Consider the following 24,654-nt stretch of genomic DNA (forward strand, 5'->3'; position numbering starts at 1 on the left):
TCCGTTACTGCTTGGTTGCATTTTTGAAGGCCAGGGCCGCGCCGATGAAGTCTCGGAACAGGGGGTGCGGCGCCAGGGGGCGGGATTTGAATTCCGGGTGAAACTGGCAGCCCAGGAACCAGGGGTGGTCGGTCAGTTCGACGATTTCCACCAGGGCGTTGTCCGGGGAGAGTCCGCTGAGCACCATGCCGGCGGCTTCAAAGCGTTCCGCGTAGCGGGAATTGAATTCGTAGCGGTGGCGATGGCGCTCCTGGACCAGTTCCTCGGCGTAGGCGACGAAGGCTTTCGTTTCCGGCCTGATCCGGCAGGGGTACGCGCCCAGACGCATGGTCCCGCCCTTGGCGCAGCCGGCGTCGCGTTTCTGGAGGCATTGCCGACGATGGTCGTACCACTCGGACATCAGATAGATCACCGGGTCAGCGGTGGTGGGGTCGAACTCCTCGGAGTTGGCCGTGGGCAGATTCAGGACGTTGCGGGCGAATTCGATCACCGCGCACTGCATGCCCAGACAGATGCCGAAAAACGGGACCTGTTGCTCCCGGGCGTGCCGGATGGTCGCGATCTTGCCTTCCACCCCGCGATGCCCGAAGCCTCCGGGCACCAGCACCCCGTGCAGCCCGGCCATGGCCTCGGCCACGGTGGCTTCCGTCAGATCCTCGGAGTTGACGTACTCCAGGCGCACGGAGACGTCGCGGGCCACGCCTCCGTGGATCAGGGCCTCGTGCAGGCTTTTGTAGGACTCGCGCAGATCCACGTATTTCCCGACAATGGCGATGCGCACTTCGTCCTTGGGGGCCTTCAGCCTGGCGACCAGTTCCTTCCAGCGCGGCAGGTGCGGATTTTTGGCAGGAAGTCGCAATAAAATGGCAATCTTCTGGTCGACCCCTTCCTCGTACAGGGCCAGGGGCACTTCGTAGATGCTCTTGACGTCAATGGCCGTGAACACCGCGTCCTCGTCCACGTTGCAGAACAGGGCGATCTTGGCCTTGATGTCCTTGCCCAGATCGACCTCGCTGCGGCAGAGGATGATGTCCGGCTGAATGCCGATGGAGCGCAGTTCCTTGACGCTGTGCTGGGTGGGCTTGGTCTTCAGCTCTCCGGCGGCGCGCATCAGCGGGACCAGGGTCAGGTGGATGTACAGGACGTTGTCCTTGCCCAGATTGGAGCGCAGCTGGCGGATGGCCTCCAGAAACGGCAGGCTCTCGATGTCGCCCACCGTGCCGCCGATCTCGATGATGGCCACGTCCTCGTCGTTCTGGGCCACGCTGAGCACCGCGCTTTTGATCTCGTCGGTGATGTGCGGGATCACCTGCACGGTCCCGCCCAGATAATCCCCGCGCCGCTCCTTGGTAATCACGGAGTTGTAAATGCTGCCCGATGTGTAGTTGTTGCGCTGGGACATGGAAATGTTCAGGTAGCGCTCGTAATGGCCCAGGTCCAGGTCGGTCTCCGCGCCGTCGTCGGTCACGTAGACCTCTCCGTGCTGGAACGGGTTCATCGTGCCCGGGTCCACATTGATGTAGGGATCGAGTTTCTGGATGGTGACCTTCAACCCCCTGGCCTGCAACAGCGCCCCGATGGACGCGGCGGCCAGCCCCTTGCCCAGCGACGAGAGCACCCCGCCGGTGACGAAGATAAACTTGGTTTTCATGCCGACTCCTTATTGAAGGAAATGCGCCGTGGCTCGACGATTGGAAGCCCGTCCGGGGAAACCGCGTCCCCCCAAAACCAAGTTATATTGCCCCAAAGGGTCGTGAAAATCTACCGAGGCCATGGTTGACGAATTTCAAGGTTGTCTCTATCTCCTCAAATTCGTGGCAGTTGTGGATTCAAGCTCGGGTTGTTTTTTTCTGGAGGCAATGTGCATGAGCAACGTCAACGTGCTGGTGATCGCGGGATATGGGACCAACTGTCAGCGTGAAACCGCTCATGCGGCCACGCTGGCCGACGCGGACCGCGTCGTGGTGGCGCATTTTTCCGAACTGCTCGCCGGAGACGTGCGGCTGGGCGATTTTAATTTTCTGATCTTTCCCGGCGGCTTTTTGGACGGGGATGACCTGGGGGCGGCTCAAGCTGCGGCCTTGCGCTGGCGCTACGCGAAAACAGCCTCCGGCGCACCCCTGGTGGACGAGTTGAAGCGCTTTTTCGACGCCGGCGGCCTGATCCTTGGCATCTGCAACGGCTTCCAACTGCTGGTCAAGCTGGGCATGCTTCCCGGTACGGATAAAGGCGCGTTTGAACGCCGAGTCAGCCTGAGCCACAACGACTCGGCCCGGTTCGAAGACCGCTGGGTGCACCTGCGGACCAACCCGGACAGCCCCTGCGTGTTCACTTCCGGGCTGGACGGGTTGTACCTGCCGGTCCGGCACGGCGAGGGCAAGCTCGTGCCCAAGGACGGCCCGACCCTGGACGCCCTGGAGCGCGACGGCCTCGTGGCTCTGCGGTACGTTGATCCCGAAACCGGCCAGCCCACCATGGAGTACCCTCACAATCCCAACGGGTCGCCCGGCGGTATCGCCGGCCTGACCGACCCCACGGGGCGCATTCTCGGGCTGATGCCCCATCCCGAGGCCTACAACCACCCGACCAACCATCCGTCCTGGACTCGCGGAGAGCATGCCCCGCTGGGCGTTACGTTGCTGGCCAACGGTGCGGCCTATCTGCGGGCGCGGAAGCAATGAGCCGCACTGCGGGTGTTCTTGACAGCCATGAAGCCATCTCGTACTGCTTCCCACTTGTTCTTTGAGAGTGACGCGAACGTCCTGAGAAGGGGTCCGCGAGCATTGCCCGGCCTGAAAAGCAGGTGAGCCGTCCATGACCCGCGGCGGTAGGAATCCTTGGGAGGAGCCCATGCGGCTGGCCCTGGCCGAAGCCCAGGCCGCTAGGGACCACGGAGAAGTGCCGGTGGGCGCGGTGATTCTGGACCGCAGCGGATCGCTCCTTTCCACCGCACACAACAGGACCGTAACGGGCCACGACCCTGTCGGGCACGCTGAAATCCTGGCCCTGCGCGAAGCCGCGATCAAGGTCGGCAACCATCGTCTGACCGACTGCGTCCTGGTCGTCACCCTGGAACCGTGCCTGATGTGCCTCGGAGCCTTGATCCAGGCCCGCGTCGCCGGTGTGGTCTTCGGCGCACGGGACCCCAAGGCCGGAGCCGTGCTCTCGCGGATCAACATCAACGACCTGGACTGGCTGAACCATCGTTTCTGGGTGATCGAAGGCGTCCTGGCCCAGGAAAGCAGCGACCTGCTGAGTTCCTTTTTCGCCGGGCGCAGAAAATAATCAATCACAGCAATCGCCCAAACCTAACTGTCGAACGACAAGCAATCGTTCTCTGATCACGCCGTCACCGGAGAGGTACCGAAGTGGCCGTAACGGGGGCGACTCGAAATCGCCTTGTCCCTTAACCGGGGCACGTGGGTTCGAATCCCACCCTCTCCGCCAATATATCCAAAAATCCGCCGTTTTCCTTGAAGAAGGAAGCGGCGGATTTTTTTTCGGGCGTGGAGTGGAGGATTACAGGTAGACCAGCACTGTTCCGGCCAGGGCCAGGAAGACGTTGGCGAAGGTGTAGGTTCCGGCGTAGCCCAGGGCGGGGATGGGGCTTTTGGCGGCTTGGGTGATTACGTTCAGGGAAGGGGTGCTGGTCATGGCGCCGGTGATGGCTCCCAGGAGCAGGGCGGGTTGGATGCCGAGCACGAAGCGGCCGAAGAGCAGGCCGACGACGACCGGGGTGAGGGTGATCACCATCCCGCTGAGAAAGAGCGGCAGGCCCACGGACAGCAGGGCGTCCACGATGCCCACCCCGGCCTTGACCCCAATGCCGGCCATGAAGAAAAGCAGGCCCAACTCCCGCAGAATCCAGCGCGCCGCGGGCGGGACCCGGCCGAAGGTCGGATGCATGGAGCGCAGGAAGCCGATGGTCAGCCCGGCGAACAATAGGCCCCCGGCCGTGCCCAGGCCCACGGCCACGTCGCCGATCCTGACGCTGATCTGGCCCAGCAGCATGCCGCCGACAATGCCGAAGCAAAATGTCAGCAGATCGGTCTGCACGAACCGGCGTTCCACGTATCCGAAGGCGCTGACCAGCCGCTCCAGACGGTTCTTCAGGCCTGTGACCACCAGTACGTCACCCTTTTCCACCTGAAAATCCAGGCTTACCGGCAGCTCCACCTGGGTCCGGATGACCCTGGTGATGAAGCAGCCGTAGACCGCGGGAATGTGCAACTCGCTGATCCGCTTGCCCACGGCCTCTGGCTTGCTGACCACCACGGCCACGGTGTCGATGGGGGTTTCCAGGAGGTGGGCGTCGAAGGTTCCCGGACCGATGGAGTCGGTCAATCCTTCCAGCTTGGCCAGCGGCCCGGCCACGGCGATCAGGTCGCCGTGTTGCAGGGTGGTCTGGGCGTCGGGCAGGAATAGTTCGTCACCGCGTCGAACTTGCTGAATCACGCACCCCGTGGTCCGCACGAACTGCAAGTCCCGGAGCGGTTTGCCGATGATCTTCGGATTGACGACTTCAAAGGCCCGGACCCGCAGGCTGCGGCTCTCTTCCAGATCCTGCTCCTCGCCATCGTCCGTTCCGAAGCCGCTCCGGCTCTCCCGGGTCAGCTTGGCGGCCTCGGCCGGCAGGTCGATGCGCAGCAATCTGGGCAGGAACCGGATGCAGGCGATCAATCCGGCCAGTCCGAAAAGATAGGTGATGGCGTAGCTGGCCGTGAGGTCGCCCAGGAGGACTTCGATTTGTTCCGGGGACAGGGCGTGGGCCAGGCCGTCGCGGATCCCGGCCTCGGAGGCGGCCAGGGTCGGCGTGCTGGTCAGCGCGCCGGCGACCATTCCGGCGATCATGGCCGGGCCGAGTTCCAGCATGGCCCCCAGGAGCAGGGCCGCGCCCATGGCGCTGAGTACGACCACCACGGACAGGGCCAGGTACTTCAAGCCGTCCTGAGCGAAGACGCTGAAAAAACGGGGACCGGCCTGCAAGCCCACCGAGTAGATGAACAGGACGAACCCGACTTCCTGCACGGCGTGGGGTACCTGAAATCCGAAGTGGCCGAAGAACAAACCGGCCAAGAGCACCCCGGAAGTGGCGCCCACTTCGAACCCGCGCCAGCTGAGATTGCCGACCAGGTAGCCCAGGCCAAGAACAAGGAAGAATACCAGCAGGTTGTTGGCGTGGAGCAGCGAGACGACGTCGATGACCATGGAAGCGATCCGTAATCGCTTTCCAGCGTCATTGCAAACCAGCTTCGCGATCGGATATCCCAAACGTGTATTGATATTGACGAATCAACGTCGTCATGCCCATACTTGGAGGATGGACACGCGAACCCACGGCGGAAACATCTGGCAACTGGCCCGGAACTTGGGGTGCAAACCACTTGAAATTATGGATTTTTCGGCCAGTATCAACCCTTTTGGGCCGCCCTCCTGGCTCGGTGAAACGATCCGGAACGCGGTTTCAGACCTGCGGCACTATCCCGATCCGGACTGCTCCGAGCTGCTGGAGGCCGCTTCCGGGCATTATGGCATTTCCGCAAACGAATTGGTGGCGGACAACGGCACGGCGGAGATTCTGCATCGTTTGCCCCCCCTGCTGAAGGGGGGGGGGGCAGGCGCTGGACCGGACGCGGGGCCGGGGCGGGCCGTTATCCCCGGGCCGGCCTATGCCGATTACGCCGCGACGTGCGCGGCCCACGGGCTGGAAGTGGAGCATCTCCCCCTGGAGCCGCGTGACGATTTCGCGCTGGATTGGGACCGGCTTCACGACAGGCTCCGGGAGGGTTCGCGCTCTCCGAACCTGATCTTTCTCGGACAGCCCAACAACCCCACCGGGCGGACCTTTTCTCCCGACCGTCTGCGGACCCTGGCCGCGGAGCATCCCGAGTGCTGGTTCATCGTGGACGAAGCCTTCGCGGACTTCGTGCCCGGTCTGGATCGGCTGCTTCACCGGCGTCCGCCCAATGTGATCGTTCTGCTGTCCCTGACCAAATTTTACGCCCTGCCCGGACTGCGCATCGGACTGGCGGCCATGGAGTCCGCACTGGCCTCGCGCTACCGGAAGCGCTCGCCGGACTGGTCCGTGAACACCCTGGCCCAGGCCGTGGGAACCCGGTGCCTTCAGGACGCCGCGTTCCAGCGGGACGGGCGGGAGCGTGCTGCCAGGGAACGGGACCGGTTCGTCGCGGCCCTGGCCGGGTTGACGGGACCGATGGTTTACCCTTCGGAGGCCAATTTCCTGCTGTGTCGCGGAATCGGCCCGAAATTCGACGCCGGATGGCTGGCCGGGAAGCTGCTGGAGCAACGGATCGCCATCCGGGTTTGCGCGAACTTTCCGGGTTTGGATCGATCGTATTTCCGGCTGGCCGTGCGCCAACCCGAGGAGAACGATCGCCTCCTGACGGCATTGACCGAACTGCTGGAGCCCGCGAACCGGACCAACTTCCCGGGCCAGTCCCAGGGCCAGTCCCAGGGTCAGTCCCGCACGCGATCCCGCAAGCGAACCACTCCGGCCCTGATGTTCCAGGGCACCTGCTCCAATGCCGGAAAAAGCCTGCTCACCGCGGCCCTGTGCCGAATTTTGCGCCAGGACGGGTTTTCTCCGGCTCCGTTCAAGGCCCAGAACATGGCCCTGAACTCCGGGGTCACTCCGGACGGCGGGGAGATCGGTCGGGCTCAGATCCTTCAGGCCCAGGCTTGCGGCCTGGAACCGGACCGACGGATGAACCCGATTCTGCTCAAGCCCAACTCCGAAACCGGTTCCCAGGTCATCGTCCTGGGCGAACCACGGGGCAACATGACCGTGGGGGCCTACATCCGGGCCAAGGAGGAACTGCGGGGCCTGGTCCACGATGGTTATGACAGTCTGGCCGCGGAGCACGACGTGATGGTTCTGGAGGGGGCCGGCAGTCCGGCGGAGATCAACCTCAGGCATCACGACCTGGTGAACATGGCCATGGCCCGCCATGCCCGGGCCGCGGTCTATCTGGTGGGGGACATCGACCGGGGCGGGGTGTTCGCGGCCCTGAGCGGAACCATGGACATGCTGGAGGAGTGGGAGCGGGATTTGGTCCGCGGGCTGGTGATCAACAAGTTTCGCGGTCAACGCTCTTTGCTGGACCCGGCCCTGGACTGGGTCGCTCGACGCACGGCCCGGCCCGTGCTGGGGGTGGTTCCTTATCTGGCGGACCTGGGGCTGCCCGAGGAAGACTCCGTGAACTTCAAGCAGGGGGCGCTGTTTCGCCCGGACCGGACGCGCGGGGCAGGCGGTCCGGCCCAGGGTGTGGTCCAGGGTGAGGCCCTGGACGTGGCCTGTTTGGACCTGCCGCATATCTCCAATTTCACGGATCTGGACCCCCTGGCCGCTGAACCGGGCGTGATCGTCCGCCTGGTCCGCCATGCCGGGGAACTGGGCGCGCCGGACCTGCTGATCCTGCCCGGAAGCAAGAACGTGATGGCGGATATGGCCTTTGTCCGCGAGCGGGGCCTGGCCGGGGCCGTCGTCAGGCTGGCCGAGAGGGGTACGACGCATATCCTGGGCATTTGCGGCGGATACCAGATGCTCGGCTCGCGGATCGAGGATCCTCACGGCCTGGAGTCCCCGGCCCGGGCGTCCATCCCCGGCCTGGGGCTGCTTCCGCTGACCACCCGCCTGGAACCGGACAAGACGCTGCGCCGGACTGTGGCCGAACATCGCGCCTCGGGCCTGACGGTCGCGGGGTATGAGATCCATCACGGGCAGTCCGTTCCGGAACCCGGACGCGACGATCTGGCAGTCGCCCTGAAGACGGCCGATGACCGGGTCATCGGCCTGGAACTGCAGGGCAAGCCCGTCTGGGGCTCGTATCTGCACGGCATCTTCGACGACGCGCCGTTTCGGCGCTGGCTGTTAAACACGATCCTGACCGCCAAGGGCGAATCGCCCCTGACCGCCCTCGGAGTCTGGGATACGGAGGCGGCCCTGGACCGCCTGGCGGACCATGTTCGTCGGCACCTGGATATTGCGAGGATTTACAAAACCCTGGAGGTGCGTTGACATGGAACAGAATCTGTTGCTGGCCTTCGCTTTGACCACCTTTGCCGGACTGTCCACCGGGTTCGGCAGTTTTCTGGCCTTTTTCGCCAAACGGGAGAGCAAGCTCTTTCTGTCCACGGCCCTGGGATTTTCCGCCGGGGTGATGATCTACGTCTCCTTTGCGGAAATGCTACCGGAATCGCTGAAACTGCTGGAACCGGTCCATGGTGAGCCCGGGGCGGCTTGGCTGATGACCGCGGGGTTCTTTGGCGGAATTTTCTTCATCGGGATCATCGACCGTCTGGTCCCGGAATACGAGAATCCGCACCACGTGCGCTCAGCGGATGAAATCACGTCCCCGCCGGATCCCTCCAAACAGAAGCTGCACAGGATGGGGATCTTCGCTGCCCTGGCCATTGCCATCCACAACTTTCCCGAAGGCATGGCCACCTTTTTCGCCACCCTGCACGATCCGGCCCTGGGCGTGGCTATTGCCGTGGCCGTGGCCCTGCACAACATCCCCGAAGGCATCGCCGTGGCCGTGCCCATCTACTATGCCACGGGCAGCCGGATGAAGGCCTTCTGGCTCTCCATGCTCTCCGGGCTGGCCGAGCCCTTGGGCGCGGTGATCGGCTATCTGATCCTGCGCCCGTACTTCTCGGACACCGTGTTCGGGCTGGTCTTCGCCGGGGTGGCCGGGATCATGGTCTTCATCTCCATTGACGAGCTGTTCCCGGCGGCCAAGGAGTACGACCAGGGCCACGCCCCGGTGTACGCCTTGATCGTCGGCATGGCGGTGATGGCATTGAGTTTGCTTTTGTTGATGTGATGATGACGTGAGGTTGATGTAAACATTGCCAACCGGTCTTTTCGCCTTACAGTAGACTTTACATCTCCGTGCGAACGGGGCATGGTAACGTCAACCTCATCGAAAAGTCGGGTCGGCATTGACGATCCCCGACTCAAGCCATAAGGAGAGGGCATGGAAAAAAACAGATGCAATCGAGACGTCAGCTGTAAGAGCAACCCCCCTGTTGCCGGCTTGAATCGTCAGCATTCCCCGAAGAACGGCTTTGATCCGGAATTGATGTTCGTGGAATGTCATCGTTGCGGTCGCCCGTTGGTCTGGAACCAGGGTGAAGCCAGTCAGATTATTGAACAGTCCGGAATCGACACTAAAAAGCTGGATGCCCAGTGTCTGATTCTGGCCGAGGGATGCCCGCAGTGCGCTCCCGGCGAAGGGGGCTATATGGTGCGCGTGGTCCGGCTCCGGGAAGACGGGTATCGCGACATCAAGGAACAGGGCCATTAGCAGGCCGGTCACGGTATATTTTTCCACCAATCCCTGACTTCCTCTCAGCCGCACGGGGCGAACCAACGTTCGTCCCGTGTATTTTTTCCACCCATGCAAACCACCACGTCGTCAACCGTCGCAACGCCGATCGCCCAGCGTAAACCGCCGTGGCTGCGTCGGCCGCTGCCCCAGGACCGGCGTTTTTCCCAACTGAGCGAGGATCTTCGCGGCCTGGGTCTAGCCACGGTCTGCCGGAGCGCCCGGTGTCCGAACATCGGGGAATGCTTTTCCAGCGGGACGGCTACGTTTTTGATCCTGGGCGACGTCTGCACCCGGTCCTGTGCGTTTTGCAACATCCCCTCCGGACAACCCGGCCCGGTGGCCGAGGACGAGCCGCTTCGGGTCAGCCGGGCCGTGGCCCGGATGGGCCTGCGGTACGCGGTGATCACCTCCGTGACCCGCGACGACCTACCCGACGGCGGAGCCAACCACTTCGCGGGGGTGGTCCGACAGCTCAAGGCCGATCTTCCCGGACTGGCAGTGGAAGTGCTGATCCCGGATTTCCAGGGTAGTCGGGCTGCGTTGGAAACTGTGCTGGAATCCGGCGTGGACGTGCTCAACCACAACCTGGAAACCGTGCCGGATCTGTACCCCCTGGTTCGTCCCCAAGCCGGATACGCCCGCAGCCTGGAACTCTTGGCCCGGAGCCGGGATTGGGCTAAAACCCGAAACCAGGCCGTACGCACCAAGAGCGGCCTGATGCTCGGGCTGGGCGAGACCCGTGAGCAACTGCGTCGGGTCTTCGCCGACCTGGCCGCCGCGGGATGCGCCATCCTGACCATGGGCCAGTACCTGGCCCCGACCGCGGCCCATCACCCGGTGATCCGTTATCTGCCCCCCGGGGAGTTCACCGAGTTGGCCGATCTGGCCAGGGACGAGGGCATCGGCACGGTCTTTTCCGCTCCGCTGGTGCGCAGCAGCTACCACGCCTCGGAGGTGGCCCACGCGACATGCGCTTCAATGGCCAAATCGTGACCTCAGCTTCAATCCCAGCTTCAACCTCAGCCTGAATCCGGAACGCCGCTCCATGAAAACACACGCCGTTTCCCCGTTCCTTGTCGGTCTGCCCCAGATTTCCATTCCCACAGATCCGACCCAGAGCCTGGCCAAGGCCGAAGAGTTCGTGCATCAGGCCGCCCGCCAGGGTGCCCAAGTGGTCTGCCTGCCGGAGTTGTTCCGGTCGCCGTATTTCTGCCAGCACGAGGATCCGGAGTTCTTCGCCCTGGCCGAATCCATCCCCGGCCCATCCACCGAGGCCTTGGGCCGCGCGGCCAGGGAGGAAGGGGTCGTGGTCCTGGCCTCCCTGTTTGAGCGCCGCGGCCCCGGGGTCTATCACAACACCCTGGCGATCATCGACGCGGACGGGTCGCTGCTCGGCGTGTACCGCAAGATGCACATCCCGGACGATCCGGGCTATTACGAAAAATATTTCTTCGCTCCCGGCGACACCGGGTTCAGGGCCTTCGACACCCGCTTCGGCCGCATCGGCGGCCTGGTCTGCTGGGACCAGTGGTACCCGGAGGCGGCCCGGCTCACGGCCTTGCGCGGGGCCCTGGCCCTGTTCTACCCCACGGCCATCGGCTGGCATCCCGAGGAAAAGGACCGCTTCGGAGCGGAACAGCAGGATGCCTGGGTCACGGTGCAGCGGGGGCACGCCGTGGCCAACGGCGTCTACGTGGCCGTGGTCAACCGCGTCGGGCACGAAATCCCGCCCGGCGGTGGACCGGGCATCGAGTTCTGGGGCAACTCCTTCGTCGCCGGTCCCATGGGCGAGCTGCTCTGCCGGGCCTCGACGGACAAGGAGGAAATCCTGCTGGCCGAAATCGACCCCGCCCGCCTGGAAACCGTCCGCCAACACTGGCCCTTTTTCCGCGACCGCCGCATCGATGCCTACGGCGGGATCGCGAGCCGCTATTTGGGGGATGAGGCATGACCGTCCGATATCGCCTGCCCGCCGAGTGGGAGCCCCATGCGGCTACCTGGCTGGCTTGGCCGCACAATGCCCGGGACTGGCCGGGCAAATTCGCGCCCATTCGATGGGTGTACGCGGAAATCGTCCGTCATCTGGCCCTGTCCGAGCCGGTGCGGATTCTGGTCCGCTCCCCGGAGCAGGAGCGGGAAGTCCGCAATTTGCTGGAGCGCTCCCATGCGAACCTGGGCCAGGTGACGTTTTTCCCCATACCCACGAACCGCGTCTGGACCCGTGACTATTGTCCGGCTTTTGTTCATGTCCACGACGGCCGGAACAAACGGACGCACGCCGTGCGTTTCGGCTTCAACGGCTGGGCCAAGTATCCGGACCATGAGCTGGATGCCGCGGTGCCGGAACACATCGCCCGAGCCTTGGACATCCCTCTGACTCCGCTGCGCCACGGCGACCGGACCGTGGTCCTGGAGGGCGGAGCCATCGACGGCAACGGGCGGGGCTCGCTGCTGACCACTGAGGAATGTCTGCTGGACCAGCAAACCCAGGTCCGCAATCCCGGCCTGAGCCGCGAAGACCTGGAAGCGACCCTGCTTGAGCATCTGGGCGTGACCAACGTGATCTGGCTGGGGGACGGGATTGCCGGGGACGACACCCACGGCCACGTGGACGATTTGTGCCGGTTCGTGAATCCGACCACCGTGGTCCTGGTCCAGGAGGACGACCCCAAGGACGCCAACTACCGCGCCCTGCGGGAAAACCGCGAACGCCTGGAGTCGGCCCGGCTGGAAGACGGCTCCCGGCCCGAGGTCGTGGCCCTGCCCATGCCCGCGCCCCTGTATTTCGAGAACACCCGCCTCCCGGCCAGTTACGCCAATTTCTACATCAGCAACGCCACGGTCGTCGTGCCCACGTTCAACGATCCGCAGGACCGGATCGCCCTGGGCGTCCTGGCCGACCTGTTCCCGGACCGAAAGGTGGTGGGCGTCCATGCCGTGGATCTGGTCTGGGGCTTCGGGACACTGCATTGCCTGACCCACGAGCAAGCCGCGGAGTGACCTCCAGGCGGGATCATCCCGCCGTGGTCACCGGCAATCCGACGGGCGCCGTTCCTTCCGCCGTTTACCGGGCGGACCGAAGCCTGATCGTCCAGGAATTGGGCATCAGGCCCTATGACCAAGCCCTGGACATCCAGGCCGAGGCCGTGCGGGACGTGGCGATCGGAGGAGCGGAGCGGCTCTTGGTGCTGGAGCATTCGCCGGTAATCACCCTGGGTCGCAACAGCGGCGCGGAACACCTGCTCGTTTCCCCGAAAATTCTGGCCCAGCGCGGCATCCAACTCGTCCACGCGGCCCGCGGAGGCAGTGTGACCTGCCACTTCCCCGGCCAACTCGTGATCTACCCCATCCTGCGCCTGAACCAGCGCCCCGGAGGACTGCGCCGTCTCGTCTTCGACCTGGAGGAAGCCGTGATCCGGACCCTGACGCCCTACGGCCTGCCCGCCGTCCGCCAGCCCGGCCGCCCCGGAGTCTGGATCCGGGACCGCAAAATCGCCTCCATCGGCCTGGCCCTCAAACACTGGGTCACGTTCCACGGCCTGGCCCTGAACGTGACCCGGAACACCAGCCTGTTCGACCTGATCACCCCCTGCGGCCTGTCCGGGGTCCGGGTCACCTCGGTCCATGGCGAGTTGGGACGCGAGAAACCGAAGATGGCCGAGGTGAAGGAAGCCCTGGTCGCCGCTTTGCGGGAAAAGCTTGCATAGACGTGGAGAATGAGGGATGTTTGACGAAGGTTGTTGAGCAGGAAGGGAAGGGGATCCGCGGCTCTGATCTGATAAGGAGGGTATGTAGTGGAAATAGTTGTTCAAATACATGATCAGCATAAAGCTTTAAAATTTGTCGAATTCCTTCGAGCATTCGACTTTGTGGAAATTACTCAAATGAAGAATGCCGATGAAAAAATTGTCCAAAATGAAAATATGGAGGACTTTTTTTCGTGTGCTGGTCTGTGGGCAAATCGGGAAGTCACTGCTGACAGCCTGCGTGAACAGGCATGGAGGCGCTATTCCGTATGATTCTCTGCGACACCGATATTCTTATAGAGTTCTATAAAAATAATGCGATTATTCTTCAGGAACTTCAGATTATCGGGCAGAAGAATCTTGCCGTGAGTGCGATCACGCAGGCAGAATTATTTTTTGGATCGCTGAATAAGGCTGAACTCCAGAGAATACGCATCCATCTTCAAAGTATTTCATGTTTACCCGTTGATATCATGACTTCGGATAAGTTTTTGAAGCTGATGGAGATCTATTCCCTGAGCCACAAGTTAGGCATTCCAGACGCGATTATCGCGGCAACAGCGATTGTCCACCATCTCCCATTGTATACCTTGAATATCAAGCATTTTCAGTTTATTTCAGAAGTTGAACTGTATCAGTCGATTACGTCTTGAACGTATTGATACCCCAGAGGTGAACCATGTCGCGAATGATGAGCGTTCAGGTCCAGACCGGGCAGCTCCGGTCTTCCCCGTCCTTTTTGGCCGGGATTGTCGGGGAGGTGGCGTATGCCCGGCAGGTTCAGGTGTTGGAAGAGCGGACCGGATGGGCGCGGGTGGCTGTTTCCGGTACGTCGCTGTCCGGCTGGATGCACGGCTCGGCCTTGAGCAGCAAGCGGATCGTGCTCCAGGCCGGGGCCGAGGACGTGGAGCGGGCGGCCACCACCGGCGAGATCGCCCTGGCCGGAAAAGGATTCAATGAGGAGGTGGAACGGGAGTTCCGTTCCCGGAATCCGAACCTGGATTTTCGCAGGATCGATCAAATGCAGGCTTCAAGCCCGACCATGGCCCAGATCCGGCGATTCGCCCAGGAAGGGCAATTGCGCTTGGCCTAGAGGAGGTTCTGTTTATGAATTTTTGGTCCAGACGAGATTTTTTGGCGTGGTCGGGCAAGGCGGGATTGGCCGGGGCGTGCGCCGGGCCATTGCTGGCAGGGTTGCTGTCCGGGTGCAAGACTGCGGAAATTGCCGCGGATCTGGGGCGCGCGGCGGGGGTGTTGGACGAGCAGCAGGCTCAGTCCGTGGCCCGGGTGGGCACGGCCATCGGCCGGAGCTTCGAGGACATCACCCCGGAGCAGGAATACTACATCGGCCGGACCGTGGGGGCCACGATCCTGGAATCCTACAAGCCCTACGCCGACCAAGGGGCCAACGCCTACGTCAACCTGGTGGGCACCCTGGTCAGTTTGTCATCGGACATGCCGGAGACCTTCGGCGGCTATCATTTCCTGATTCTGGACTCCGACGAGATCAACGCTTTTGCCGCGCCGGGGGGGCTGATCTTCATCACCCGAGGCATGCTGCGCGGTTGCGCCACCGAGGACGCGGTGGCCGCGGTCCTGGCCCATGAGGTCGGCCATATTCAGTACCGCCACGGCATTCAGTCCATCCAGCGGGCTCGCCTGACGTCGGCCTTTACCATCCTGGCCGCCGAAGGGGCGCGGACCCTGGGCGGCGCGGACCTGGCCCAGCTGACGGATATTTTCGAGGAATCCGTGTCGGACGTGGTGAACACCTTGGCGGTCAACGGCTACTCCCGATCCGCCGAGCGCGAAGCGGACCGGGCCGCGGCGGTGATTCTCGACCGCGCCGGATACGACAGCGCGGCCCTGGTGAGCATGCTGGAGGTCATGGACACGAGGCTGACTCCCGGCGGTCCGGACTTCGCCCGCACCCATCCCTCGCCCGCAAGCCGGATCCGGGACATCCGTCCGGCTCTGCCCGCGGCTCGGGCCTCGGACCCGGCCCTACGGCAGCAGCGCTTTCTGGCCGCTCTGCATCGGATTTAGCTGTCCCCTCATGGCCTTCCCAGCCGCCAAGGTTCTCCGTCAGGCCGCGATCACGGGCCTGGCCGCCGCGTTTCTGGCGCTTCTGCCCTGGAGCCTGGGGTTTTGGGAGCAATGGGAGGCCAAGACCTGGGACATGCGCGTGGCCTGGCTGGCCGCTCCGGGGTCGGCCACGGAGGACATCGCCCTGATCCTCCTGGATCAGCAGAGCCTGGATTGGGGGCACGAGCAAGGCGGTCTGGGCTGGCCCTGGCCCCGGGAGGTCTACACGGCGGTGGTGGATTTTTGCCGCCGGGGCGGGGCGGCCTCACTGACCTTCGACGTGCTCTTCCTGGAGCCCTCGGCCTACGGGGTTGAGGACGACGCCGTGCTGGCCGAATCTCTGGCCTCCTTCGGCCCCACGACCCTGGCCCTGTTTCTGAGCCGTGCCGCCACCGGCGGCCTGCCCGCCTGGCCCGAAGGACTGCCCGAACCCGGCTGGGCCGTGGTCGGCCTGGATGAGTGGTCCGGCGCGGCCCCCCATCTTCAACCCACCCGGATCAGCCCGCCGCGCCCCGAACTGGCCGCGGCGGCGCGCACCCTGGGCAACGTGCAGGTTCAGCCGGACCTGGACGGCGTGTTCCGTCGGATGCGGCCCCTGGATATCTTCGACGGCCGGGCCGTCCCTTCCCTGGGCCTGGCCGCGTTCCTCGCCGCTACTGGCACAGCTCATGACGCCACTTTGGACCCGGACCACTCCCCCCCCGCCGCGAAGCTGGACCGTCGCGGTCTGACCCTGTCCGACCGATTCGTGCCCCTGGACGCCGACGGCGCGGCCGTTTTGCGCTTTCGCGGACCTTCGGGCACCCATGCGGCTTTCAGCGCGGCGGCCGTGATCCAGTCCGAGCTGCGACTGCTGGAGGGCCTGCCCGCGGTGGTCGCTCCGGACGAACTGCGGGGCAAGCACGTGTTTTTCGGCTTTTCCGCGCCCGGGCTGTTCGACCTGCGACCCACGCCGGTCAGCGGGGTCTATCCCGGGGTGGAGATCCAGGCCACGTTTCTGGACAATCTGTTGTCCGGGGATTTTTTGCGCGACCTGCCCGGCCCGGTCACGGTGGGCCTGGTCCTCGGCCTCTGCCTGCTCGCCGGTCTGGCCCTGGCCGTCTGGCGCTCGCCGCTGGCCGGAGCGCTGGCATACCTGGCGCTGCTCGCCGTGCCCGCGGTCCTGGCCTGGATTGCGTACCTGAACGGCTGGTGGGCGCCATTGGTGGTGACCGAGGTCGGCGTGGGCATGGCCGGGGTTTTGGGCCTGCTTTTCAATTACGCCACCGAAGGCCGACAGCGGCGGTTTATCAAGAACGCCTTTCAACAGTATCTCAGCCCTCAGGTCATCGAACAACTCATCGCCGATCCGAGCAAGCTCAAGCTGGGCGGAGAGCGCAAGGTGCTGAGCATTTTCTTTTCCGACCTGCAAGGCTTCACCACAATTTCCGAAAACCTGGACCCTGAGGCCCTGACCGCCCTGCTCAACGACTACCTCACGGCCATGACCGAGATCATCCATGAGGAGGGCGGCACGGTGGACAAGTTCGAGGGCGACGCGATCATCGCCTTCTGGAACGCGCCTCTTGACGTGCCGGACCATGCCTGGCGCGCGGTCCGGGCCGCCTTGCGCTGTCAGGCCCGGCTGGCCGAACTGCGGCCGGGGTTTCGGGAGCGCACCGGCCATGATCTGTACATGCGCATCGGCATCAACACCGGCGCCGCCGTGGTGGGCAACATGGGTTCCCATTCCCGCTTCGACTACTCCATGCTCGGCGACGCCGTGAACCTGGCCGCCCGCCTGGAGGGCGTGAACAAGCAGTTCGGCACCTTCTCCATGATTTCAGAGGCCACCCGCCTGGCGGCTTTGGAACAGTCCGGCGACGCGACGCCCATGCGCGAACTGGGCCGGGTGGCCGTGGTCGGTCGGGCGGAACCAGTGACCGTGTACGAGCCTCTGGATGAAGACTTCGTCCGTGCCAACGCCTCGATGCTGGAGCGCTTCGATGCCGGTCTGCGGGCTTTTTACAGGGCCGACTTCATCGAGGCCGCGCGAATCTTCGCCGACCTGGCCGAGGTCGATCCCGCCGCGGCCGGATACCTGGAAATCTGCCGCGACCATCCTCCGGTCGCGGCTGAGGATTGGGACGGGGTGCGCCGAATGCGGACGAAATGACGGGTTGGTTCAGAGCCTGTAGGCGATTTGAAAAGTGAACCGCCCGCTTCGCTCAGGACGCCAAGGTCGCAAAGAAGAGGTTTTTGAAAGCAGCTTTTTCCCTGCTTTCAAAAATTTTTTTCTTGGCGACCCCCGTGCCTTGAGCGAAGCGGGCGGTTGATTCGGACGAGACTATTTCGACGTCACGGTCACCAGGGAAGGCTCGTAGCCTTCAGGCGGAACGAGGCCCAGCAGGGTGCAGAGGGTCGCGGCGACGTTGGCCAGGCCGGGGTCCGGGACCTGGGAGAGGCGAATGGCGTTGCGGCCGCAAAAATCCTTGACGATGAACGGTACCGGGCTCAAGGTGTGGGCGACCATGGGGGAGCGGTTACCGCTTTTTTCGGTCCACATGCAGTCCGCGTTGCCGTGGTCCGCGGTGACCACGGCGATCCCGCCGGCCTGGGCCACCGCGTCCAGGATCCGCTCCAGGCAGGTATCCACGGTGGCCACGGCGATCCGGATCGCCGGCTCCACCCCGGTGTGGCCGACCATGTCGCCGTTGGCCAGATTCAGGCGAATGAAGCGGTGCCTGCCCTGGGCAATGACCTCCACGACCCGGTCCGTGATCTCGGCGGCCTTCATCCAGGGCCGCAGGTCAAAGGCGATCCTGTCCGAGGGGATCTCCTCGTAGGATTCGAGATTTTTATTGATGTATCCGGACTTGTTGCCGTTCCAGAAGTAGGTCACGTGGCCGAATTTCTGGGTTTCCGAAATGGCGAAGGACGTGATCCCGGTGGCGCAGAGGTGCTCGCTGACGGTTCCGATGATGGTCGGCGGTTCCACGAGGAAGTTCTTGGGGATCAAGGCGTCCCCGTCGTACTGCATCATCCCGGCGTAAAACACGTTCGGACGGCGGACCCGGTCGAACTCAGCAAAGTCCGCCTCTTCGAATGCCCGGGAAATCTCGATGGCCCGGTCCCCGCGGAAGTTGAAGAAGACCACGGCGTCGCCGTCCTCGATGGTTCCCACCGGCCCGTCGGAATCCACGATCACGAAGCTGTCCATGTATTGGTCGGTCATCTTCGGGTCTTCCTTGTAATAGGCTGAAATGGCCTCCGAAGCCGACCCAAATGCCCGTCCCCGGCCCAGGACATGGGCCTGCCAGCCCTTTTCCACCACCTGCCAGTTGGCGTTGTAGCGGTCCATGGTCGTGACCATTCTGCCCCCGCCCGAGGCGATCCGGTAGTCCCTTCCCTCCGTTGACAGCCCGGCCAGGCGGGCTTCCAGGGGTTCGATATAGCGCAGCGCGCTCTTCTGATCCACGTCCCGGCCGTCCAGCAGGGCATGCACCCGGACCCGGCGCACTCCGGCCCTGACGCAGCCGTCCAGCAGGGCGTGGAGTTGGTCGATATGGCTGTGCACGTTGCCGTCGGAAACCATGCCGATGAAATGCACCGTTCCTCCGTCCAAGCCGGCCCGGATCACACGCCGCCACGCCTCGCCCTCAAAGACCCGGCCCGAGACGATGGCCTCGTTGACCAGTCGGGCACCCTGGGGAAATATCTGCCCCGCGCCCAGGGCGTTGTGCCCTACCTCGGAATTGCCCATATCCTCGTCCGAAGGCAGCCCCACCGCGGTTCCATGCGCTTTGAGCCGGACCATCAGCGGTTCGCCCAGCAGCGCATCCAAAACCGGCGTGTAGGAAACGAAGACGCCGTCGCTGGCGTCCCGAGGGCCAAGGCCGACTCCATCCATGATCACGAGGACCACGGGGCCGGAACAGTGTTGAACTCCGGGAAGGGGAGCGAGAGGTGTCTTGATCATGGTTATGTTCCTTTGCTTGAAGTTTTGTATCTACTCAGCACATTTTGTATCCGCCCTTGCACCGGCAATCGGTGTCGGGGTCGGTATCGGAATCGGAATCGGAACAGGAAGAACTTAGAACGCATCCCAGCGTTTTCGATCCCGATACCGACCCCGATTCCGATTTCGACTCCGACAACGGCATTACTCTATGCTGAATAGTTACGAAGTATTTTCGAGAAGACCGCGTATTGCGGTTTCACGTTCTAGGAAGAGCGTATCAGCGGAACTGGCCGGATGCAAAACAGCGAGGGCTGGCCCGTGCGGGTCATCTCCCTCGCAATACATTCCAATAAAACCGAAGTCTTGGTTTCCAGAGCGCCCCCAGGGGGCCGCGCTCGTCGTGCAGTCCGTCACCCTGGAGCCGGTAGAGCGGGCCGCCGCCGGGGTTGCGCCAGCCGTGGTTCAGGGCCGCGCCGATGCGCATCCGGTAGGGGTAGTGGCGGGCCGTGAGGCGGTCGATCCGGCGGTTCACCAGGCCCGAGGGGTAGACATAGGTGTTCGGGAATCGGCCCAGATGGTCGGCGATAATTTGTCCGGCGCTACGGATTTCCCTGTCCAGGTCCACGCCCGGGCCGGTCAGATCCTGGTGCCCGGCGGAGTGGCAAGCTGCCAGGGCCGTTCCGCTGTCCTGCATTTCCCGCAGCTCCCTCCACGTGCAGAAACAGGCCGTGTTCCCGTTGCGTCCGGCTTGGGAAGAGACGCGCAGGCGGTCGTGTATCGGGGCGGTGGTTTCCTCCCGGATCACGTCCGTGGACACGCCGACCACCGCCCTCAGCCCCAACTCCCGCAACAGCGGATAGGCGAAATGAAAGAAGCCGACGTGGGCGTCGTCAAAGGTCAGGCAGACGTTCAGCTTGCCCGGCTGGAGCGGCTCCCCCGGAAGGACAACGGGGTGGTTGGCCCGCACGTATTCGAGATGAGCGCGGAGCAGGTCCGGGTCGTTGGCGTACTTGCCGCCGCCGGGGACCACGTCATGGTACATCAGGACGGCGAGCACGCTGGTTGGCCTCGTACAGCTTGAGATACTTGTAAAACGCGGTGTGGCCGTTGTAGGCCGAGATGAGCAGGCCTTCGTAGCCTTGGAGAAACCCGCGCTGGAGCAGGTAGGACTTGAAAAAGGCGAAACCGCCGCGAAGCGCGGCCTTCAGGGGGCTGGAGGATTTTTTTCCGGCATGCTGGGCCGCGAAGTGGTCGGTGTAGCGCTGCATCTTGGTCAGGAAATCCGCCACGCGGGCGTAGGAGTAGTGCCGGACCGGATGATTGAGGCGGATCTCGCGCAAACCGGCGGTGATCACGCCTTCATGTACTGCCGCGTCCGTGAACCGGGTCCGCCGGCGATGGAACAGCCGGACGTGGCGGTCCGGATGCCAGCCGCAGGTGGTGATGCGCTTGCCGTTGAAGTAGTTTTCCATGGGGAAGGAGTAGACGCAGCCCGGGTCCAGGGCTTGAGACGTGATCTCGGCGAAGAGTTCCGGGGTGACGATCTCGTCGCTGTCGATGGACAGAATCCAGTCGTGGGCGGCCAGTTCCGAGGCCCGGTTGTGCAGGGGGCCGAAGCCCGTGAAGGGCTCCTGGAAAACGTGGACATTGGCGAAGGTCGCGGCGATGTCCAGGGTGGCGTCGGTGGAGCCGTTGTCCAGAACGACCACGTCCGGAAAGTCGGAAACGGCCCGCAGGCATTCGGCGAGCAGGCGCTGGGCGTCCCTGGTCAGGATGGTGACGCTGATGGGTGGGGCGAGGGGAGTGGTCATGACAACTTAGCTGGGGGTGACCGGCGAGGGCGAGGGCTGAAAAACGTCTTTCCAACGCTGGACGCGGCGCGCTGCATCCGGCAAAAAACTCCCTTGCCCAAGCAAGCCGTGAAGTCAACTCCAACCTGACTACGAACATGCAGCACCTCAATTCTTCCGCTTCCCTGCCGACACACCTTCGCGACCTGAAGGGCGTTCTTGTGGATCGTTCCGTTTTGGATGCGCCCATGACCAAGCGGGTGTTGAGGCGGCTGGCACATCTGCCCGTGGAGGTCCGCGATCACGATGAAGGGGCGGCAGGTTCGCTTCGGATCGGGCGGCACGGGACAAGCGCCGGGCGAGATGCGGGCGAGGCCGAGGCCGGACAGGGCGTTGTGTATCTGAAGCACTACAAAGGCCGGTTTTTGCGTTCCTGCCCGGGGACGCGGCACTATCATTGCTGCGGCTACCGGATCGTGCACATTGGCGAGAACTGCCCCTTGTCCTGCTCCTATTGCATTCTTCAGGCCTACTTTCAGGACCGGGTGCTGAAGGTCTGGGCCAATCAGGCGGATTTGTTCGCCGAGCTGGAGTCGGCCTTCAGGGAGCGAACCGGGCGGCGTTGGCGACTGGGTACCGGGGAATTCACCGACTCTCTGACCCTGGAACCGCTGACCGGCTACAGCCGCGATCTGGTCGGGTTCCTGGGCGCATATCCGCAAGCCTGTCTGGAGCTGAAATCCAAGGTCGTGGATCTGAGCTGGATGGACCGGGTGGTCAGGCCGGACCGGGTCCTTCCGGCCTGGTCCATGAACGCGCCGGAGATTCAGGCCGACCAGGAGGGCGGCAGCGCGTCCCTGGAGGATCGCCTGCGCGCCGCCCGGACCTGCGCCCAGGCAGGCTTCCGCGTTTGCCTGCACTTCGACCCGGTGATCCCCTTTCCTGGTTGGGAGCGCGGCTACGCGCGAACCGTAGAGATGATCGCGGACCATCTCCGGCCCGAGGACGTGGCCTATATCAGCCTGGGATCGCTGCGCTTTATGCCGGAACTCAAGCAGCGCATCGAGGAAAACCATCCCCAGGCCCGCTACATCTACGCCGAATTCATCACCGGCCTGGACGGCAAGCAACGCCTGCTCCGCCCCCTGCGGGTCCGCCAACTGCGCCACGTGGCCGAGGCGTTGCGCCGCGCCGGATTCCAGGGCCTGTATCTGTGCATGGAGTCCGACGAGGTCTGGAACGCGGTGTTCGGAACCGCGCCGAAGGAATTGGGCGGGCTGGGTCGGTATTTGATGCAACGGGCGTTCGGGGAGTGAGGGAAACACGACGAAAGCGCTCTTTTGATCCCCATGCCTAACGATTCACAATCCCTTGAACGCATCCTGCCAGGCAGTGCCGCGTGTTATCCCGGACCGACTTCTTCCGCTTTCCATTCGCTCACATTGCGTTTCTGCGTGTCAAAGTTGATCCCCAGCAGGATGATCTGTTTACCCAGGCCTCGATAAGCCTGGGCGTACCCCTTGTCCTTGATCTGGGCCAGGGCCGCGTCCGCGCTCTGGTTGCACTTGAATTCGATGATGTAGATCCGCCGCCCCACATGCACCACCAGGTCGATCCGTCCGTCGCAGGTCAGCACCTCGCTGCGGGCGTCCACGCCTGAGGCGCTGACCATCAGGTAGAACACGGTGTGGAAATAGGCCTCGTCACGTTTGGTTTCAAGGGTGTAGGCGATGCCCTTGAAGATGGCCGTGACCGTGTCCATGAAGGCGGTCAGGTCGTCCTGGTGCAGATACTTGGCCAGCATCCTGAACCGGGACATCTCCTGCGTACCATTGATCCAGCGCTGCAAGAGCATCTCCAGGAAGGCGGTCTTCACTTCCTGGTTGGGGTAGTCAAAGAAGTACAGGCCGTAATCGATATCCTTGATGGTCACGTAGCCGGTCTGGAAGAGCAGGGCTTCGGGTTGGAGGTTTTCCAGTTCGTAAGTGCTGAACATGGCCTCCGTGGCCTGCATGTTTTCGATTTTCGGCAGGTACCAGTTCTTTTCCTGGAGCAGGTTGATCAGGAAGGTCGGCGTCCCGGTCTCGAACCAGTAGTTGCGGAAGTCCCTTTTTTGCAGCGCCGACAGCACGGAAAAGGGGTTGTAAACGCGCACATCCCTTTTGGAAAAGCGATAGCCGTTATAATAGCCGCGTAAATGTTCGAGGGTTGCCTGCTCCGGTTCATTTCTCTTTTCAGCCAGCAAGCGGATATATGGAGCAAAATCCGTCTCCATCTCTTCCTGGGTGTAGCCAAGCATTTTCGCGAAATCCTCGTCCATGGTCAGGTCACTGAGATTGTTCAGCTCTGAAAAAATGGATACTCGGCTGAACTTGGAAACTCCGGTGATGAACACGAAGCGCAAGGCCCGGACAACATTTCCTTCCTTGATGACCCCGAAAAACTGCTTCAGCATGTCCCGATTGTCCTTGGCGATGTCCAGTTCCACCTCGCCCTTGCCCAGATGATCGATGATCGGCTTGTCGTATTCGTCGACGAGGATCACAACCTTTTGGCCGGTCTTTTCATGCAGCGCCACGATCAGTTCCTTGAACCTGTCCTTGAGCAACGGCGCATCGGAAGTCAGGCCGTACTGCCGCGCAAGCATCTCCAGGTTTCGGGACAGGCTGGCCCTTAATATTTCTGACGTCTCGTGGCTGATCCCATTGAAATCCAACAGGATCACCGGATGCTCCCGCCACTCCCACTCCCCGTGATCCGCTATCCACAAGCCTTCGAACAGCTCCCGCCGACCCTCGAACAGGCAGCGCAGCGTGGACGCGGTCAGGGATTTGCCGAAGCGCCGGGGCCGGGACAGGAAGTAGTACTCTCCTTGACTGGCCATCTGGTAGATCCATCGGGTCTTGTCCACGTACAGATCCTTGTTTTCGCGGATGCTTTCAAAGGAGGATTTGCCGACGGGCAGATTGGGCAGTCTGGACATGAAGGGCTCCTGTGACATTTCGGGGCACCACGATGGACAGTTCGTTTTTCGAATGGGCCGCGGAGAGGACGATACCATCGTTTTCGAGTCAATCATTGATCTCCGTGCGTGAACATGCCAGATTTGAGCGGCATTGTGAACGTCGGCATTCCGGTCGAAAATGGCTGATCACGCCAGGAGGGAGGTGTCCATGGAACCGGAACAGACCATCGAATCCTTGCGCGCGGAGTTGGAGGCGGCGCGGGCGCGGATCGTGGAGTTGGAGGAGAAAATTGGAGGGTGCGCGACCGGTGGGAAATGCCGAGCGTTGCTCCTTGAGAGTCCCGCGCTGGCCTACCAATCCCTGGACGAGGACGGCAGGGTTGTGGATGTGAATGCGGCTTGGCTCAATTTGCTGGGCCATGAGCGCCGGGATGTCCTCGGGCGGTTGTTCAGCGATTTTCTGGCCGAGGAACACCGAGCCGTGTTTCAGGAGAATTTTGTCCGGCTCAAGGCTTCCGGCGCAACGCGCAACATCGAATACGACCTAGTCCACAAGGACGGATCATTGCGGCACGTTCTCGAGGACGGAGGTGTAGGGGCGGTTCGCGAACCGCGATAACGCTGGGAAACATACTCGACTCTTCCAGTTTCGATGGTGACCTCGATACCGGTCGGCGAACTATACATAGCGTCATAAATATTTGCGTATAGTTCCGAACAAGGTTATCTTAGGCGCATGCAAAAGCTTAAGATAGCAGAAGCCGAACTTGTGATT

The 24,654-nt window shown here is 63.0% G+C and carries 22 protein-coding genes and 1 tRNA gene; 17 read left to right on the forward strand and 6 right to left on the reverse strand.

Features of this window, described 5'->3' with window-relative positions:
* Nucleotides 1-4: 4 nt before the first annotated feature.
* Nucleotides 5-1,651 carry a CTP synthase gene (gene pyrG / locus AC559A_RS02265; protein ID WP_498816012.1) on the reverse strand — a complete coding sequence of 549 codons (1,647 nt, stop codon included), beginning with the start codon at nt 1,649-1,651 and terminating at the stop codon, nt 5-7.
* A gap of 214 nt (nt 1,652-1,865) precedes the next feature.
* On the opposite strand from pyrG, the gene AC559A_RS02270 reads away from it, so the two are divergent.
* The 3 genes from AC559A_RS02270 to AC559A_RS02280 all read left to right on the forward strand — a co-directional run bounded on the left by AC559A_RS02270 (nt 1,866) and on the right by AC559A_RS02280 (nt 3,447).
* Entirely contained in the window at nt 1,866-2,681 is an 816-nt protein-coding gene (locus AC559A_RS02270) for a phosphoribosylformylglycinamidine synthase subunit PurQ (protein WP_498816014.1), read from the forward strand.
* Nucleotides 2,682-2,814: 133 nt separating this feature from the next.
* Nucleotides 2,815-3,285, forward strand: coding sequence for a tRNA adenosine(34) deaminase TadA (gene tadA / locus AC559A_RS02275; protein WP_498816016.1), 471 nt, complete (start codon nt 2,815-2,817; stop codon nt 3,283-3,285).
* A gap of 69 nt (nt 3,286-3,354) precedes the next feature.
* Nucleotides 3,355-3,447: transfer RNA gene (locus tag AC559A_RS02280), tRNA-Ser, on the forward strand.
* Between the two features lie 72 nt (nt 3,448-3,519).
* Here the strand turns inward: AC559A_RS02280 and AC559A_RS02285 are convergent.
* On the reverse strand, nt 3,520-5,208 hold the full coding sequence (locus tag AC559A_RS02285; protein WP_498816018.1) for an aspartate:alanine exchanger family transporter: 1,689 nt from the start codon (nt 5,206-5,208) through the stop codon (nt 3,520-3,522).
* Between the two features lie 112 nt (nt 5,209-5,320).
* Between AC559A_RS02285 and AC559A_RS02290 the strand changes: the two genes are divergently transcribed.
* From AC559A_RS02290 to AC559A_RS02345, 12 genes are all read left to right on the forward strand, one after another.
* A complete protein-coding gene (locus AC559A_RS02290) occupies nt 5,321-8,038 on the forward strand; it encodes a cobyric acid synthase (protein WP_498816019.1) in 2,718 nt (905 codons plus the stop codon).
* A 1-nt stretch (nt 8,039) separates the two neighbouring features.
* Nucleotides 8,040-8,846, forward strand: a complete 807-nt coding sequence (zupT, locus tag AC559A_RS02295; protein WP_498816021.1) for a zinc transporter ZupT — start codon at nt 8,040-8,042, stop codon at nt 8,844-8,846.
* 153 nt (nt 8,847-8,999) lie between these two features.
* On the forward strand, nt 9,000-9,329 hold the full coding sequence (locus AC559A_RS02300) for a hypothetical protein (RefSeq protein ID WP_498816022.1): 330 nt from the start codon (nt 9,000-9,002) through the stop codon (nt 9,327-9,329).
* A gap of 93 nt (nt 9,330-9,422) precedes the next feature.
* The gene (lipA, locus tag AC559A_RS02305) at nt 9,423-10,346 is read left to right on the forward strand and encodes a lipoyl synthase (RefSeq protein ID WP_498816023.1); all 924 of its coding nucleotides are present in this window, start codon (nt 9,423-9,425) and stop codon (nt 10,344-10,346) included.
* A 52-nt stretch (nt 10,347-10,398) separates the two neighbouring features.
* Nucleotides 10,399-11,304 (forward strand): carbon-nitrogen hydrolase, encoded by a 906-nt coding sequence (locus AC559A_RS02310; protein ID WP_498816024.1) that lies wholly within the window; start codon nt 10,399-10,401, stop codon nt 11,302-11,304.
* Entirely contained in the window at nt 11,301-12,353 is a 1,053-nt protein-coding gene (locus AC559A_RS02315) for an agmatine deiminase family protein (RefSeq protein WP_498816026.1), read from the forward strand. Before AC559A_RS02310 ends, AC559A_RS02315 begins: the two co-directional genes overlap by 4 nt.
* The gene (gene lipB, locus AC559A_RS02320) at nt 12,350-13,060 is read left to right on the forward strand and encodes a lipoyl(octanoyl) transferase LipB (RefSeq protein ID WP_498816027.1); all 711 of its coding nucleotides are present in this window, start codon (nt 12,350-12,352) and stop codon (nt 13,058-13,060) included. The genes AC559A_RS02315 and lipB overlap by 4 nt, the downstream gene beginning before the upstream one ends.
* 87 nt (nt 13,061-13,147) lie before the next feature.
* The gene (locus AC559A_RS02325; protein WP_498816028.1) at nt 13,148-13,372 is read left to right on the forward strand and encodes a hypothetical protein; all 225 of its coding nucleotides are present in this window, start codon (nt 13,148-13,150) and stop codon (nt 13,370-13,372) included.
* Complete coding sequence (locus AC559A_RS02330) at nt 13,369-13,752, forward strand: type II toxin-antitoxin system VapC family toxin (RefSeq protein ID WP_498816030.1); 384 nt, start codon at nt 13,369-13,371, stop codon at nt 13,750-13,752. Before AC559A_RS02325 ends, AC559A_RS02330 begins: the two co-directional genes overlap by 4 nt.
* A 26-nt stretch (nt 13,753-13,778) precedes the next feature.
* Nucleotides 13,779-14,192 carry an SH3 domain-containing protein gene (locus tag AC559A_RS02335; RefSeq protein ID WP_498816031.1) on the forward strand — a complete coding sequence of 138 codons (414 nt, stop codon included), beginning with the start codon at nt 13,779-13,781 and terminating at the stop codon, nt 14,190-14,192.
* 14 nt (nt 14,193-14,206) lie between these two features.
* A complete protein-coding gene (locus AC559A_RS02340) occupies nt 14,207-15,145 on the forward strand; it encodes a M48 family metalloprotease (RefSeq protein ID WP_498816033.1) in 939 nt (312 codons plus the stop codon).
* Nucleotides 15,146-15,155: 10 nt separating this feature from the next.
* Complete coding sequence (locus tag AC559A_RS02345) at nt 15,156-17,339, forward strand: CHASE2 domain-containing protein (protein ID WP_498816035.1); 2,184 nt, start codon at nt 15,156-15,158, stop codon at nt 17,337-17,339.
* A gap of 171 nt (nt 17,340-17,510) precedes the next feature.
* Here AC559A_RS02345 and gpmI read toward each other — a convergent pair whose 3' ends face one another.
* The 3 genes from gpmI to AC559A_RS02360 form a co-directional block, all read right to left on the reverse strand.
* Nucleotides 17,511-19,142: a 2,3-bisphosphoglycerate-independent phosphoglycerate mutase gene (gene gpmI / locus AC559A_RS02350; protein WP_028573209.1), complete on the reverse strand. Its 1,632-nt coding sequence runs from the start codon at nt 19,140-19,142 to the stop codon at nt 17,511-17,513.
* A gap of 307 nt (nt 19,143-19,449) precedes the next feature.
* The gene (locus tag AC559A_RS02355; RefSeq protein ID WP_498816036.1) at nt 19,450-20,181 is read right to left on the reverse strand and encodes a polysaccharide deacetylase family protein; all 732 of its coding nucleotides are present in this window, start codon (nt 20,179-20,181) and stop codon (nt 19,450-19,452) included.
* Nucleotides 20,156-20,935 carry a glycosyltransferase family 2 protein gene (locus AC559A_RS02360; protein WP_498816037.1) on the reverse strand — a complete coding sequence of 260 codons (780 nt, stop codon included), beginning with the start codon at nt 20,933-20,935 and terminating at the stop codon, nt 20,156-20,158. Before AC559A_RS02360 ends, AC559A_RS02355 begins: the two co-directional genes overlap by 26 nt.
* Before the next feature lie 137 nt (nt 20,936-21,072).
* On the opposite strand from AC559A_RS02360, the gene AC559A_RS02365 reads away from it, so the two are divergent.
* Nucleotides 21,073-22,230: an SPL family radical SAM protein gene (locus AC559A_RS02365; RefSeq protein WP_498816039.1), complete on the forward strand. Its 1,158-nt coding sequence runs from the start codon at nt 21,073-21,075 to the stop codon at nt 22,228-22,230.
* 86 nt (nt 22,231-22,316) lie between these two features.
* Here the strand turns inward: AC559A_RS02365 and AC559A_RS02370 are convergent, their stop codons facing one another.
* A complete protein-coding gene (locus AC559A_RS02370) occupies nt 22,317-23,897 on the reverse strand; it encodes an ATP-binding protein (protein WP_498816040.1) in 1,581 nt (526 codons plus the stop codon).
* Nucleotides 23,898-24,087: 190 nt separating this feature from the next.
* On the opposite strand from AC559A_RS02370, the gene AC559A_RS02375 reads away from it, so the two are divergent.
* A complete protein-coding gene (locus AC559A_RS02375; protein WP_498816041.1) occupies nt 24,088-24,498 on the forward strand; it encodes a PAS domain-containing protein in 411 nt (136 codons plus the stop codon).
* Nucleotides 24,499-24,654: the final 156 nt, after the last annotated feature.

Source organism: Desulfonatronum zhilinae, from assembly GCF_900182865.1.
In the GTDB taxonomy this organism is placed as follows: domain Bacteria; phylum Desulfobacterota; class Desulfovibrionia; order Desulfovibrionales; family Desulfonatronaceae; genus Desulfonatronum; species Desulfonatronum lacustre.